The sequence below is a fragment of the Vicinamibacterales bacterium genome (assembly GCA_035699745.1).
Classification (GTDB): Bacteria; Acidobacteriota; Vicinamibacteria; order Vicinamibacterales; family 2-12-FULL-66-21; genus JAICSD01.
In genome coordinates, this window is record DASSPH010000077.1 from 111,804 (window position 1) to 127,157 (window position 15,354).

Annotated in this window: 8 protein-coding genes; 3 read left to right on the forward strand and 5 right to left on the reverse strand. The window is 68.8% G+C overall.

The window, feature by feature from the left end; translation table 11 throughout:
• Positions 1–151: 151 nt before the first annotated feature.
• Both VFK57_19250 and VFK57_19255 read right to left on the reverse strand, forming a co-directional pair.
• Positions 152–2,608, reverse strand: coding sequence for an FG-GAP-like repeat-containing protein (locus tag VFK57_19250; GenBank protein HET7697858.1), 2,457 nt, complete (start codon positions 2,606–2,608; stop codon positions 152–154).
• Positions 2,609–2,739: 131 nt separating this feature from the next.
• The gene (locus VFK57_19255) at positions 2,740–5,334 is read right to left on the reverse strand and encodes an FG-GAP-like repeat-containing protein (protein ID HET7697859.1); all 2,595 of its coding nucleotides are present in this window, start codon (positions 5,332–5,334) and stop codon (positions 2,740–2,742) included.
• A gap of 95 nt (positions 5,335–5,429) precedes the next feature.
• On the opposite strand from VFK57_19255, the gene VFK57_19260 reads away from it, so the two are divergent.
• A complete protein-coding gene (locus VFK57_19260) occupies positions 5,430–7,241 on the forward strand; it encodes a hypothetical protein (GenBank protein HET7697860.1) in 1,812 nt (603 codons plus the stop codon).
• A 10-nt stretch (positions 7,242–7,251) separates the two neighbouring features.
• Here VFK57_19260 and VFK57_19265 read toward each other — a convergent pair whose 3' ends face one another.
• Positions 7,252–9,744, reverse strand: coding sequence for a VCBS repeat-containing protein (locus tag VFK57_19265; GenBank protein HET7697861.1), 2,493 nt, complete (start codon positions 9,742–9,744; stop codon positions 7,252–7,254).
• A 166-nt stretch (positions 9,745–9,910) separates the two neighbouring features.
• Here VFK57_19265 and VFK57_19270 point away from each other — a divergent pair, with 166 nt between their 5' ends.
• A complete protein-coding gene (locus VFK57_19270; GenBank protein HET7697862.1) occupies positions 9,911–10,990 on the forward strand; it encodes a HEAT repeat domain-containing protein in 1,080 nt (359 codons plus the stop codon).
• Positions 10,991–11,001: 11 nt separating this feature from the next.
• Here the strand turns inward: VFK57_19270 and VFK57_19275 are convergent, their stop codons facing one another.
• The gene (locus tag VFK57_19275; protein ID HET7697863.1) at positions 11,002–12,828 is read right to left on the reverse strand and encodes a hypothetical protein; all 1,827 of its coding nucleotides are present in this window, start codon (positions 12,826–12,828) and stop codon (positions 11,002–11,004) included.
• A gap of 55 nt (positions 12,829–12,883) precedes the next feature.
• Here VFK57_19275 and VFK57_19280 point away from each other — a divergent pair, with 55 nt between their 5' ends.
• Positions 12,884–14,419, forward strand: a complete 1,536-nt coding sequence (locus tag VFK57_19280) for a hypothetical protein (protein HET7697864.1) — start codon at positions 12,884–12,886, stop codon at positions 14,417–14,419.
• Here the strand turns inward: VFK57_19280 and VFK57_19285 are convergent.
• Positions 14,389–15,327 (reverse strand): hypothetical protein, encoded by a 939-nt coding sequence (locus VFK57_19285; GenBank protein HET7697865.1) that lies wholly within the window; start codon positions 15,325–15,327, stop codon positions 14,389–14,391. The two genes, VFK57_19280 and VFK57_19285, sit on opposite strands and share 31 nt — an antisense overlap.
• Between the last annotated feature and the right edge of the window lie 27 nt (positions 15,328–15,354).

A 15,354-nucleotide genomic window follows, 5' to 3' on the forward strand; every position in this document is an offset into this window, starting at 1 on the left:
GGCCGGCGCGCAGGAAGCAGACCGGCCCGTGTGGGGACACCGCCCTTGCCGTCAGCGGATCCGGCGGCAGGACCCAGACGCATGCGGCCACGAACGCCGCCAGACCGATGGGCGGCCGAACGAGACGACCCGGGATGCGCACGCGCCGACCTTACTTTGGTTGGGGCTGTGTGGCAAGGATCGTCAATCCGGCCGGCCACGTCCCATTGGCGAATGTGAAAACGCCAGGCGACTGCGTCACCGCCTGGAACCATCGGCCGTCGGCGGGATTGTAGAGAACGAGATCCGCGCGGCCGTCGACGTCGAGATCGGTCACGTTCACCTGCCAGCCCGGCGACCAGTTCACCGCGCCGCCGTAGTAGCCGAGCGTCCCGTCTGGCTCTGAGATCACCACGTACCACCGGCCGCTCGTCGGGTTGTAGACGAACAGGTCGGTGCGGTCATCGGCGTTGAAGTCGCCGCGCGACAGCGTCCAGCCCGCGGACCACACCCCGCTTTCATACCGAGGTCCGGCGGCGCGGAAGAACACGCGGTACCAGTCGCCGCTCGCCCGGTACAGGAACAGGTCCGTGCGCCCGTCGCCGTCGAAGTCGCCCGGCGTGATCGTCCAGTTGTTGCTCCACACCACGTCCCCCTCGACGTAGCTGAAGGTCTCGTCCTGACCGCTGAGGACGCGGAACCAGCGCCCGCGATTGGCGTCGCCGGTCGCGTTGTAGAGGAACAGATCGCCGCGGCCGTCGCCGTTGAAGTCGGCCGGGTAGATGCTCCAGTTCGGCGACCAGACGCCCGCCTCCGAGAATCGGAAGCCGCCGGTCAACAGGCTGAAGCCGCGGAACCAGCGTCCGCTGCCCGGGTTGTAGAGGAACAGGTCGTCGGCGCGGTCGCCATTCAGGTCCAGCACCGTCAGCTGCCATCCCGGGCTCCACGCGAACTCGGTGTAGGCGAAGGTCTCCGTCCCGATCGAGATCCCCTCGACCGCGCGGCCGGTCGACTGGTTGTAGAAGAACAGATCGCCGCGACGGTCGCCGTTGAAATCGCCGGTCAGGACGGTCCATCCCGCCGCCCATTGCGAGATCGCGCCGTTGACGAACCCGAGGTTGCGCGGATCGGCGACGGCGAAGAACCGCGATCCGCTCAGATTGTCGTAGGCCAGCACGTCGGCCGCGCCGTCGTCATCGATGTCGAAGGTGGACGAATCGTCGCCGAGCTGCCGCACGCTGACCGGAACGCCCGCCACCGTCACCGTCGTCGTGCGAGCGGCGGCGCCCGATACGCCCGCCTGGAGGGTCAGCGTGCTGCTGCCGGTCTGGGCGCCGCTCACCGTGAGCCAGGGCGCACTGCCGGCGATGGAGAACGCGCAGTCCTGCGCGCTCGCCGTGACCGCCAGGGTCTTGGCGCCGCCGTGGACGCCGAAGGTGACCAGGTCCCCTCCGAGGCTGAACGTGCACGGCACGCCGGCCTGCGTCACCGTCAGCGTCGCGCCGCCCGCGCTGATCGTCGCGCTCCGGCCGACGCTGCTCGCGTTGGCGCTGACGCTGAAATCCAGCGAGACGGGGCCGGTCCCCAGCGTATTCGGCGACGTGAACGTGAGCCAGGGCGCGTTGCTGCTCGCCGTCCAGCCGCAGCCGGTCCCGGTCGTGATGGTCACCGCGCCGGTGCCGCCGCTGGCGGTGAACGATCCCGGCGATCGGGTGACGTTGTAGGTGCACGCGCTGCCGTTCACGCTCCAGCCCATGTCGCGGAAGATGCCGTGCACGATCAAGCCCGGATCGTGAATCGCTTCCGCGGAGGCGAGGAACGGCGTCATCAGCGAGTTCGCATTTCCGACCGTGTATGTCGCTTCGTTCAGGTGCAGATAGCTCGAGAACGCCCCCCAGATCGTCGGCGCGTAGAGGCGGGCGGGGCTGTTTCCGTTGACGGCGCGCTGCTGCGGTCCGGAGAAAAAGAGATTGCCGCTGGTGAGCTGCGTGCCCAACGCGAACGACGGGTTGGGGAACAACGCCGTGTCGAGGAACGCCTGTCCGAACCCATTGACGACGAAGCGATCGTAAATGCCCGGAAGCGCGTTCGGGGTGCCGAAGCCCCACGTCCCCTGAGAGCTGGCGTTGAGCCAGCCCGAGCCGAAGAAGCCCAGCCCGTGTCCGAGTTCGTGGAGCACGACCGTCACGAAGTCGTGAGTGCCCGCCGGGGCGTTGCCGTCCGTGCCGAAATACCAGTTCACGTTCGAGCCAAACCGCGTGATGACGTCGGCCTCGGTGGGATCGATGTCGAAGCCGGCGAGTCGGTTGGCGAGCGACGACGGATAGTACGTCCCGGGAATCCCGCCCGGCACTTCGCGCCACAGCGCGCCGGTGGCCGCGCTGCCCAGCGTGTTCGGTCCGAGATCGAGGAATCGCGCGTCGATCGTGATCGGCACCGGCGAATTGAGCTGAGACGCCCACACATCCACCGCGAACTGGAACGCGACCCGCGCCTGCGCGGGAAAACCGGCGTACGCGACGCTGATCGTCGTGTTGCGCGTGCCGGGCGCTGCGGCAAGGGCGGACGGAGGCAGACGCGGCGGCACATAGCTCGGATGGACCGTGTAATCGGCCAGGAGCACGCACATCGGTCCGGGCTCGTGAACCGCGCGGATCGGACCGCCCGCAGATGGCGCCGGCCGCGCGCTCCATACGCACGCCAGCAGGAGCGCTGTCAGACACACGGGCACCGTACTCGACTGTCGAACGCTCATTCCGCTCACCTCGATTGCGGCCGGGTCGCGACGATCTGCAGCCCGGTCGACCAGGTTCCATTGGCAAACGCAAACACACCCGGCGCCTGCGTGACGGCCTGGAACCAGCGTCCGTCGTTCGGGTTGTAGAGCACGAGATCCGCGGCGCCATCGACGTTGACGTCGGTGACGTGAACTTTCCACCCGGCCGACCAGATGACGTCGCCGTAGTAGGCGAGCGATCCGTCCGCCTGTGAGATCACGACGTACCAGCGGCCGCTGGTCTCGTTGTAGACGAACAGGTCGGTGCGTCCGTCGGCGTTGAAATCGCCGCGCGACAGCGTCCAGCCGGTCGACCACGCGCCGTTCTCGAAGCGGAGCCCTGCGGCGGTGAAGAACACGCGGTACCACTCGCCGCTCGGGCGATACAGGAACAGGTCGGTGCGGCCGTCGCCGTCGTAATCGCCCGGCGTGATCGTCCAGTCGGTCCGCCACACGACGTCGCCGTCGAGATACGTGACGGTCTCGTCGGGATTGCTGAGGACCCGGTAATAGCGCCCGTGATTCGCATCGCCGCTGGCGTTGTAGAGGAACAGGTCGGCGCGTCCGTCGCCGTTGAAATCGCCGCTGTAGATGCTCCAGTTCGGCGACCAGGTGCCGCTCAGGGTGTACGAGAACGAGTGGTCCGGCTGGCTGATGCAGCGATACCACCGTCCCGTGGCCGTGTTGTAAACGAAGACGTCATCCGAGCCGTCGCCATTGAGGTCCGCGACGGTGACGCCCCACCCGGCGCTCCAGGGGAACTCGAAGTAGGCGAAGACCTCGGTGCCGATCGAGACCGCTTTGATCGCGCGCCCGGTGGATGCGTTGTAGAAGAACAGATCGCCCCGGCCGTCGCCGTTGAAGTCCCCCGGGAGGACGGTCCAGCCCGTGGACCATGTGGACGACGCGCCGGTCGAGAAGCCGGGCGCGGCTGGATTGCCTCGCGCGAAGAAGTGCGAGCCCGTGGATGGATCGTACGCGAGCAGATCGCCGGCGCCGTCGTGGTCGATGTCGAACGGCGGCGTCGCATGGCCGTTCTGCCGGACGGCGACTTGCGTGCCATGGATCCCGATGCTGCTCGTCCGCGTGGACGCGCCGGACGGGCCGGCGCTGACCGTCAGGGTCGTGGTGCCGACCGCGTTGCCGCTCACCGCGACCCAGTCGCCGATCTGCGTGACCGCGGTGATCGGGCAGTCAGGCGCGTTCGTCGTCACCGACAGCGGCGCGGATCCGCCGTTCGCGCCGAACGTGATCAGGGTCGGCGCCACCGCGTAGGTGCACGGGACGCCGTCCTGAGCGATCGTGAGAGCCTGCCCTGACGCGGTGATCGTCCCCTGCCTCGCCGCGTGGTTCGGGTTCGATGCCACGCTGAAGTTCACCGTCGCCGATCCGGTCCCGGCGGTTGGCGACGCGAACGCGATCCAGGCGTCGTTGGTGCCGACCGACCACGGACAGCCCGCGGCGGTCGTGACCGTCACCGACCCGGTTCCGCCGGAGGAGGGAAACATGGAGGGTGACACGCTGCTGTTGTACGTGCAGGCGGGCGGCGTCGTGCTGACGGCCCAGCCCATGTCCTGGAACATGCCGCGCGTGATTGGCCCGGGATCGTGGATCGCTTCCGCGGACGCCAGGAACGGCGTCATCAACGAGTTGGGGTTGCCGGGCGTATAGGTGGCTTCGTTGAGATGGGCGTAGCTCGAGCCCGGATTCCACGAGGCGGGCGCATACAGCCTGGCGCTCGCGTTCCCGTTCGCCGCCCGCTCGTTCGGTCCCGAGAAATACAGCGCGTCGCTGGTCAGCTGCGCGGTCAGCGCCGCCGACGGGTTCGGGAACAGCGCGGTGTTCAGAATCGATTCGCCGGAGCCGTTGACGACGAAGCGGTCGTAGATGGTGGGATAGGTGACGCCGCCGAGCGTGTACCCCCAGCGTCCGTCGCCGCCGGTCGGCACGCGCCCCGACCCGGTGAACCCGAGGCCGTGCCCCAGCTCGTGGAGGACGACGCTGACGAAGTCGTACTTGCCTGCGGGGGTGGCGCCGTTGGTGCCGTAGTACCAATTGAACGTGGAACCGAAGCTCGCATAGATGTCGGCGCCCCCAGGATCGGCGTCATAGCCGATCAGCCGGTTGGTCACGGCGACGGGATAGAACGTATCCGGCTGACCGCCCGGCACGCCGACCCACAGGGAGCCGGGCCCGGCGGAGCCGAGCACGCCCGCGCCGAGATCCGCGAACTCGGCGTCGATCGTGATCGGCTGTGTGGAGACGAGCTGCGCCGCCCAGATGTCGACGGCGAACTGGAACGCGGCCTGCGCCTCCGGGGTGAAGCCGTGATACGTGACGTCAATCGTCGCGTTGGAGGACGATCCGGGCGTCGTCGCCAGTGAGGCCCGCCGCCATGGCGGCGCCACGTAGCTGCGATGCACCCGGGGATCGGCCAGCAGCACGCATCGCGCGCCGTGGACATCCGCCACTCGTCGCGGGCTCAGGGCCTGCGTCGCCGGCACGAGCGTCCACGCGGACACCAACACGAAGGCCGCGAGACACACCCGTGGCCGCACACACGACGACCGTGGGCCCATGAGAGGTCCTCCTGGGGGAGCTGCGCGTGGGGCTGGGGAGACAGTTATCATACCAAACTGGCCTATAATCGCGCTCGACCGCCGTCGTACCGCTGATGCCGCCCCCCGCAAACGTCCTGCCATTCCTGGTGGCGTTCGGCGTCACGCTCGCCCTGACCCCCCTCGTGCGCACGATCGCCCTCCGTTCCGGAGCGGTAGCCTGGCCGCGGCGCGACCGCTGGAAGCAGACGCCGGTGGCGCTGTTGGGGGGAGCCGCGGTCGTCGCGGGGGTGCTTGCCGCGGCGGTTGTATCGGGGGTGACGGAGGCCCGACAGTGGGCGGTCATCGCCTGCGGCGCGAGCCTGTTCTTCGTCGGGCTGGTGGACGACTTCGTCCGCCTCAAGCCCAGCACCAAACTCACCGCGCAGATCGCCGTCGCCTGCCTGGCGGTCACGCTGGGCGTGACGCTTCAGTGGACCGGTTCCGCGGTCGTGAACGCGCTGTCCACCATCGTGTGGATCGTCGGCATCGCCAACGCCGTCAACCTGCTCGACAACATGGACGGCCTGTGCGCCGGCGTCTCCGGGATTGCCGCACTGTCGTTCGCTGTCGGCAGCCTGGACGCCGGCGTCGGATCCTACGGCGCCGCGGTCGCGGGCGCGTGCGCGGCGTTCCTCGTCTACAACTTCAATCCCGCCTCGATCTTTCTCGGCGACAGCGGCAGCCTGTTCCTGGGCGGCACGCTCGGCGTGCTGGGCGTGTCTGCGGGGGGCAGCGGGCGCGCCGGCCTGACCTCGACGCTGGCGATTCCGGCGCTGATTCTCCTGATTCCAATCTTCGACACGCTGTTCGTGACCGTGCTCCGCAAGCTGTCCGCGCGGGCTGCATCGGAAGGGGGGCGCGACCACACGTCGCACCGGCTCGTCGCCTTCGGCTTCTCGGAGCGTCAGACGGTCATCCTGTTCTACGCGCTGGCCGCGGTCAGCGGCGGAACCGCCGCCGGTCTGGCGCATTTCGCCTGGACGGAGGGGCCGATCCTGCTCGGCGTGCTCTTCCTGGTGCTGATCCTCCTGGCGCTGCAACTGGCGCGGGTGAAGGTCTACGCCGGACAGGACTTCTCGGCGCTGCGCGACCGCACCTACACGCCGCTTCTGATCGACGTCACCTACAAGCGGCGCATCTTCGAAGTGCTCCTCGATCTCGCGCTGGTCACCTTCGCCTACTACGCCGCGTACGTCATCCGGTTCGATCGCGACTTCCCGCTCTACTACGACCTGCTCAGCCGCTCGGTGCCGATCGTCATCGCCTGTCAGATGATCAGCCTCTTCGTCATGGGGGCCTATCGCGGCGTCTGGCGGTACTTCAGCACGTCCGACGTCGGCACCTACGTCAAAGGGGTGGTCATGGGGACGACGCTGAGCATTCTGGCGCTGGTCTACCTGTATCGCTTCGAGGGGTATTCGCGCGGGGTGTTCATCATCGACGCGATGATCCTCGGGCTGCTGGTGATCGGCAGCCGCGCCTCCTTCCGGCTGCTGACCGACGTCGCCAGCCGCCACGGGATGGGGGAAGGACGCGCGATCATCTACGGCGCCGGCGACGGCGGCGCGATGCTCGTCCGCGAGCTGCGGAACAATCCCATCTACCCGTACCGGCCGATCGGCTTTCTCGACGACAGCGCCGGCAAGGCGAACCGGCGGATTCTGGGAATTCCGGTGTTCGGCGGCGTGGATCGCGCCGCGGCCGTGTTGCAGCAGCACCGGCCGCGCGCCGTGATCCTCAGCACGGACAAGATTCCGGCCGAGCACGTGCTTCGGATACAGGCCGCGTGCCGCGCGGCGGGCGTGCCGCTGCTGCGATTCGCGTTCACGCTGCGGGATGTGACGGAAGGGGATGGTGTCCCGCCGCACGCGGCGGGACACCCTTGACTACGCGCGTTCAGCGTCCGCTGAGCGACGCGATCATCTGCAGGCCCGTCTCCATCGCGGCGCCGGTGTAGTAGCCGAACTGCGCCGGGATCGCCGAGCTGATGATCTGGAACCATCGCCCGTCCGCCGGGTTGTAGACGATCAGGTCGGCCAGGCCGTCGCGGTTGATGTCCGTGACCGTCGGGACGAAGCCGCCCGCCCACACGAACGGCGCGTGATTGTACAGCCAGCCGTCACCGGTCGACACCACCACGTACCAGTCGCCGGTCGTCTGGTTGTAGACGAACACGTCGTCTTTGCGGTCGCCGGTGAAGTCGCCGACGCGCGGCGTCCAGCCGAGGCTCCACTGGCCGTTGACGTAGCGTTCAGGCCCGGTGTTCGTCGGGAAGAAGACCTTGTACCAACGGCCGTCCGTGCCGTAGAGCAGCAGGTCGGTGCGCGAGTCCCCGTCGAAGTCGCCCGGCATCACCGTCCAGCCGGTCCACCACCGCAGCGAGCCCTCGACATACGCCGAGAAGGCGCCGTTCGGCGCGTTCAGCGCCCTGACGTAGCGGCCGGTGTCGGCGTTACCGGGCGTCTTGTTGTAGACGAAGATGTCGGTGATGCCGTCGGCGTTGAAGTCGCCGGTGTAGACCTCCCAGTTCCGGCTCCACACGCCGCTCGTCTGCTGGAAGACCCAGCTGGCATCGGTGAACTGCTTCGTCCAGTTGCCCGTCGCCTTGCTGTAGGTGAAGATGTCGTCGCGGCCGTCGCCGTTGAAGTCTCCCGCCACGACGGTCAGCCCAGCCGCCCACCCATACTCGGTGAACGTGAAGGTGGTGTCGCCGTTGTTGATGCCGCGCAGCGCGTAGCCCGTCGCCGCGTTGTAGGTGAGGATGTCGCTCAGGCCGTCGCCGTTGAAGTCGGCGGTGACCACCGAGCTTCCCGCTCCCCATCCGTACCCGTGATTGAGCTCGGTGAAGGTTCCCAGGTTGCCTGACAGCAGGTACCCGCCGCCGTCGGTGCCGTGGTACGCGAACACGTCGCCGCCGCCCGCGGCGTTGAGGCTGAGCGCGCGGCTGACGCCGGCGACGAAATACACCGCGTTCGACTGCGCGTCTGCATCGGCGCTGGATCCGGAGACCTTGACGCTGACCCGGACCGCCTGGTTGCCCGAGACCGCCAGGATGACCGCCGACGGGGACGCGTCATACGCGCGCATCTCCTGCCAGCCGGTGCCTTCGCGCCAGCGCTCGAAGCGATAGAGCAGCGTCCCGCTGCCGCCCGAGGCCGTCGCCGTCCACGTGACGGACGTGCCGGCGAGCGGCGGCAGCACGTGGCTCGGGTTCAGCGCCGAGATGCTCGGGCCTGCCGGCGGCGGCGGCGGAGGCGGGGGAGGCGGAGGAACGGTGGTTCCGCCGCCGGCCTGCACCAGGCCGCCACGCATGCCGCCGGTCTGCTGCGTCGCGACGAGCCACCGCGAGCTGATGGGATCCATCGCGATCGCGGGGTTGTAGCTGGGCCACTTGCCGTCCCACGCGACGACCAGCGAGGCGGCGGCCTTGGGCGACAGCGTATCGTCGAGCTCGACGACGTAGAGGCCCGCGCCCCAGCCCTTGACCGTGAGCAGTGAAGTCCTGGAGGCGTCGTTGTAGCGGATCGTGAGATCGCCCGCGCCCCACCCGGGATCCTGGCGGTATAGCTTGTGCGCGCTCATGTTGCCGATCGTGTCGATGGTGCGCAGATACGCGTAGTTATTCTGGTACCACGTCGCGGCGAACGCGTTGATCTGTTTGTTGAACGTCACCGACGGATCGTCCGCCCTCGACGTGTGGTCGTCGAGGTAGAACACGTCGCCGATGCCGGAGAAATCGGACTTGCGGAACAGGCGGCTGTAGATGACGCCGAAGATGGGCGCGATGTCGCCATAGCCGGCGGCGAGACACGCGTCGGTCGTCGCGCAGGCCACCCCCGGCCAGCTCTGATAGTTCACGCCGTCGCCAATCGGCGTGGGCTGGCTGACGCCCAGGTTCGGGCTGAAGCGCACCACGTGCGGCTGCGGCACGAGACCGGTCAGCCTGATGCCCACGATCCAGTCGGTTCCCGTCCACGCCGCCGACGCCTTTTCGGCGCCGTTGGAGTCGATCCCGATCCAGCCCAGCGGAACGCGGTCAGTGACCGTCGGCGTCCCCGAACCGTACCGCACGATACGGCCGAACTCGGTGTGCCCGGACCCCGTCGTCGACAGGTAGGTCACCAGGAACATCGGATCGTTTGCGGAGCCGCCCGCGGTGACGGTCGACCACCCTGTATACCCTTCATTGCCGCCGGCGATGCTGAATGGAGCGCCAAGGGCGACACCGGAAGCCGAGATGAAACGTCCGCGAACGGGTGACCCGGCGAGCGTCTCCAGGTAGACGGTGCCGTCGAACGCCAGACTGTTGCGGCCGGCGGGAATCTCCGCGGTGGACACGCCGGTGATTGAGATTTGTGCGAGGACTGGTGCGGCAACGAGCAAGGCCATCAGCGTGGCGCCGCATGTGGTTCTTCGGTTCATTCGACCGTCCCTTGACGACTTTTTCGCAGGGTTGGCGCCCTCGTGGGGCGATCCGTCCTAGACGTTTTTCGGTTCGTGACGCGTGGAGGAACAGGGGGCGCACAAAGGTAACGGCATCAAAGGCTTGTTGTCAATGCACACGTTTGTTATCGTTCGACGGGTGACCCTCCCGCCGCGCCCTTTCCTCAGGTTTTCCGTCGCAATTCTCCTCGCGCTCGGCATCCCCCCGGTCGTCCGCGCACAGGGGACGCCCGCCCGCGATCAGGCGAAGGCGCGCATCGACGCGGCTCTGGCAAAACGCGAGGTGCCCTCTGCCCTCGCGGCCTACGACGCGTATGTCGCCTCCGGGAAACCGGACTTCGAGCTGCTGCGCCCGATTGCCCGCGCCACGCTCGAGTCCCTGGCACGGGGCGCCGCAGCCCGATCGGTGGCGGCGCCGGCCCTGGAGCGGCTTGCAGGCGCCGGGGATCAGGCGGCGCTGCGGACGCTGCGGGAATTTTCCGCGTCGGAGACGCCCGACACGCCCGAGAGTGCCGCGGCCACGCTCGCCCTGGCTCGCCTGGGCGACAAACAGGGCATCGATCGGCTCGGGGCGCTCATCGACGCCGGCTCGGAGATCACACGGGCGCAGCTGATCCGCGCCGCACGGGACGCCGATCTTCGCGGGCTGATCCCGAAGCTCGCGTCGCTGTTGTCGGGAAGCGGGCAGGGTGCGGCCGCGGCCGCGCTGGCGCTCGGAGGGCTGCAGAACCGCGACGTCATCCCCGCGCTCCAGACGCTGTTCGATCAGGGGCAGGGGGTCGTCAAGCTCGCCGCCGGCGTGGCGCTGACGCGGCTGGGGGTGTCGATCGCCGATCAGTACGTGACGAGCTCGCTCGCCAGCGAGACGCCGGATCTCCGGCTGATCGCCGCCGAAGCGTACCAAGGCTCCACCCGCACTCACTGGATCCAGTACGTGCAGGATCTGCGGACCAGTCCGAACGAGATTGCGCGTGTCCGCGCCGCCGAACTGCTCGCGTGCTGCCGCGCCGGCGTTGCGCAGGAGATGCTCCGCGATGCGCTCCGCAGCGCGAATCCGACCGTGCGGGCGGAAGCGGCCCGCGCGCTCGAGCTGCGCGGGTGGTCGGACGCCGCGCGCGCGCGCCGCCTGCTCGACGACCAGTTCGAGATCGTCCGCGTGTACGGCGCCGGCGCCGCGTTGCGCGCCCGCTGACCGCGACCTCGTCAGGACCTCCGCAGCACCACCTCCGACACGAGCGCCGGCGCAGTCCCCACGTTGCGGATCGTGACCGTCGCCGTCTCGCCGCGTTGTTCGACCGATCCTTGAATGGATCCGTGCGGCGAACCGACCGCGTCGAGAGCCCAGCCGGCGACGGCGGCCTGTGAACGAAACGACAGCTGCGCCGCCTGCTGCGGCTCGAGCCGCAGCGCAAGGCTCCCGTCGCGCCCCGGCGTCGCGCGCGCGGCTGCCGCGGCAAACAGCCAGGCCGGAATGGCGACGCTGGACTCCCCGCGGACGATGCCGATGCCCGCCTTGCGGCTGTCCTTGTTCGCATACACCAGCGCCGGGGCGCCGGCAGGCGGAAGCTCCAGCGGCACGGCCGCATACCGTTCGTGGAACTCCGGCATGCGCTGGAGGTCCTCACCGCTGCGATAGAACGGGGGCGACCCCACGTTGAAGACGATCAGATCCGGCTGCCGATCGAACACATAGCGCCCGTCCCCCAGCTCGTGCCCGATCATCCCGCGCCCGATGCCGGCCGGCGGATGCCGAGGCAGGTAGTGGTCGTTGAGGCCGAGCATGTCCAGCGACGGCAACTCCGACCAGTAGGGCAGGCACCCCGCCGCCGTCACGGCGACGAGCGGCCGCTGCCGCTCGAAGGCGCGCTTCAGCTGCAGCGCCAGTTCGCGGCAGTCCCATTCCCATCGCTCGGTCATCGCGCGCCGGCTCTGCTTGTCGGTTTTCTGCCGGGCCGCAAACGGAATGACCAGCGACAGGCAGAGCGCCGCCGCGAGCGCCAGGTAGGCTCGCCTGTGCTGCAGGCGCAGCGCGGCGGCCGCCGCTCCGTCGGCCAGCGCGAACGCGAACACGACCACCAGCGGAACGATGTGCCTGAAAGCGGGAAAGATATCGCCGCCGATGAAGACCACGTACGCGCACCACCCGGCGACAGTCAATGACAGATGGATGCCGCGCCGGCGGCGCTCCCTCGAGGCCAGCGCCGTCGCCAACGAGAGCACGGCGAGCGCGGAGAACGGCAGCAGTGCGGAGAAACCGGCCGAGAGGTACTCCCATCCGGCCCGGAAGTGATCGGCCGACGGCGCGATCTTCACGAGCGCGGTGTTCGGCACCCATTCCCCGTAGTACAGGCGCCGAAACGCCAGTTGCGCAACGTAGAAGCCCGCGGGGACGACGGCCGCCTGCCAGAACCAGCGCCGCGCCGCGAGCAGCGACACGCTGGTCACGGCGGTGAAAAGCGCGCCGTCGGGTCTGGTGAGGCACAGCAGCCCCAGCGTCAACGACAGACCGAGCCGTCCGCTCCGATCGGATCGCTGCCGGTCCAGGACGTCGAGCGTCAGCCCGGTCGCAATCGCGAGCAGCGCACCGTAGAGCGGCTGCTCGAGTCCGCCGATGCTCCAGACCACAATCGGAGCGGCGGTGGCGGTGAACGCCAGCGCGATGACGCCGGCGGCCATGTTGCCGTACGAGACGCGCCGCAGCGATCCCGCCGCAACGGCGAACAGCAGAGCCGCCGTACACGCGACGCCGAGCGCTCGCGCCGCCGCGATGAGATCCGCGCCCGTGAATCCCGCGGCCGCCACCAGCAGGATCCAGAGCAGGTTCGAGTACCCTTCGACCCGCTCGCCGTCGTTCCACGTCAACCCCTGCCCGTCGAGCAGGCGATCCGCATAGCGCAGCGAGATCAGCGCGTCGTCCGAGATGAATGGAAGATACGCGCGCGCGTGATACCAGAGAAGCAGAACGAAAGGCAGGGTGATTGCCGCCGCGATCCAGGTTCGGCGGGTCACGGCCGTCAGCGCACGCACCATCGGAAGCGTTCCGATCATACGGTAACGGCCGGGACCGCTATGCTATAAATTCCTCTTGCCACGGACTTTCGCGGAGAGTGTGCCGCGCGGGCGCCTCGCCCTGGCGCTCCTCCCCGGCCTTGCGTTCGCGGTCTGGTACGCGCTGTCGGCCTCGCGCGCCGCCGGCGGGATGGGATTCCCGCTCGACGATTCGTGGATCCACGCGCAGTTCGCCCGCAACCTCGCCACCGGCCATGGGTTCTCGTACACGGGCGGACGCGCCGTCTCCGGATCCACAGCACCGTTGTGGACCGTCGCGCTCGCCGCCGCGTACTTCATCGTCCGGAACATGATCGCGGCGGCGTTGATCGCCGGCGTTGCCTGTCAGCTGACGGCGGGCTACTACGCGGTTCGCCTGACGCAGTTGTTCGACGTGCCGCGCGCGGTCGCGCTTCTCGCGGCGCCGCTCGCGGTCGTCACGCCGGTCATGGTCTGGGGCGCGGTGTCCGGCATGGAAGTGCCGCTCGCGGCGATGCTCGTTCTGGCGGGGCTCTACCACTACCTCCGCGCCGGCGACGCCCGCGGCCCGCGGTGGATCGGCGCGGCGCTCCTCGGCCTCGCCGCCCTCGCACGCCCCGAGAGCCTGGCGATCGCGGCAATCGTCGTCGGCACCGAGTGGCTGCGCCCGGGTCCCATCGGCATGCGCGCGCTGCGGTTCGCCGAGGGATCGCTGATCGTGGCGGTCGTGTTCGCGCCGCTCGTGCTGTTCAGCTGGTACACGATCGGCCACCCGCTGCCCACGACCTTCTACGCCAAGAGCGGTCCCGGCATTCTGCAGGCGCTGCAGACCGGCGATCGCGCGATGCTGACGCGCGACGTCGTCGTGTTCGGACCCGCCGCCGTCGCGAACTTCGGCTTGATTCTCCTCGATCAGTTCGGCTGGTCGGCGTGGCTGCTCGCCGCCGCCGCCGCCGGCGCCGTCATCGCGCGCGGCGCCCGGCGCGTGGGATTGGTGCTGTGCGCGATTCTGCTGCTCGTTCCCTTCGCCATGGGGCTGACCGCGCCCCAGCGCCTGAAGCCGGACAACGTCCGGTATGCCGCGCAGCTCGTGGCCGTCGCCGTGCCGCTGCTTGCCGGCGGGCTCTACCACCTGCTCCGGCGGCCGGCATTCGCAGCGGCGCTGATCGGCATGGCGGCGATCTTCACCGCCGAGCGCGCGGTGCGCGGCGTGGACACCTACGCCGGGTCGGTGAGGACGATCCAGCAGCTGCAGGTGCTCGCCGGCCGCTGGGTTGCCGCGACGCTCCCGGCGGAAGCGATCGTCGCGGTGAACGACGTCGGCGCCATCGCGTACTTCGGCAACCGCCGCATCCTGGACCTGGAGGGATTGGTCTCGCCGGAGGTGCTTCCGTACCGGCGGCTGCGCGATCGCGGGTTGAAGACGGTGACCGATTTCCGCCCCGACTACCTCGTCATCTTCCCGCACTGGTATCCGGATATCGCCGCGTCGCCGATGTTCGTCGAAGTCCGCCGCATTCGCGTGGCCGACAACGTCATCTCGGCGGGAGACACGCTGGTCGTCTACCGGACGCCCTGGGCGCGCGCGCCCTGAGGCACGAAGAACGCGAACAGGAACGCCGGCAGCAGCAATGGATAGAGCGGCGTGAAGATCCTCACCTCGATGATGTTCGAGAACAGGAAGGCGACGAGCGCGACGACGGGGACGACGAGGAGCGCCCGGCGCACGAAGAGCGGTGCGCCGCGATCGCGCAAGGCGATGAACAGCATCGGACCGAAGGCGATCAGCGCGAAGTAGGCGTAGGTCCGATAGTAGGGGTCGTACACCGCCGGCAGCGGGATCCCGAGATCGGCGAGGTTCCGTCCGGCCTGCCAGTAGTCGTAGTGCGAGAGCCCGCGAACGACCCGCAGGCCGGCGTAGATGGCCAGCCACTCCGCCGCGAAGGCGAGGGTCAGCCCCGCGGCGCGCCTGCTGAACGGCCGCGCGATCGCGCAGAGCAGCACGAGAAAGACCGACGTTTCGCGGTTCAACGCGGCCGCCGCCAGCGCCGCGGCAAACAGCAGCCATCGCTCGCGCGCGATGGCGAGCGCGCCGAGCGTGAACAGCGCCAGCTCGGGCATGTGATCGGGATGCGCCCAGGAGTTGGTGAAGGTCAGCGGCAGCGACGCCGCCACCAGCGCCACGCCCGCGAGGGCGACCTCGGGTTCGAACCACGTCCGCAGGTAGGCGTGCATGATGCAGAACGCGAGGAAGATCCACGCCAGGCGTGTCGCGTACCAGACGTTCTGCGCCGACCAGCCGGTCGACTGGGCGAGGTAGTGATTCAGGAACGGGGCGAGCACGCGATAGCGCCCGGGTGCGGGCTCGCTATTCTGGACGACGTCGGGAATGAACTTGGTGAACGCGAGCTGCGGGTACGCGCGCATCCGCAGATCGGCGAAACCGATCGACACGGCCAGCGTCACGTAGACCATCAGACACAGCGCGTCCTTGCGGGGCATAATGGAAGCGAATTGCGCACTAGTGTA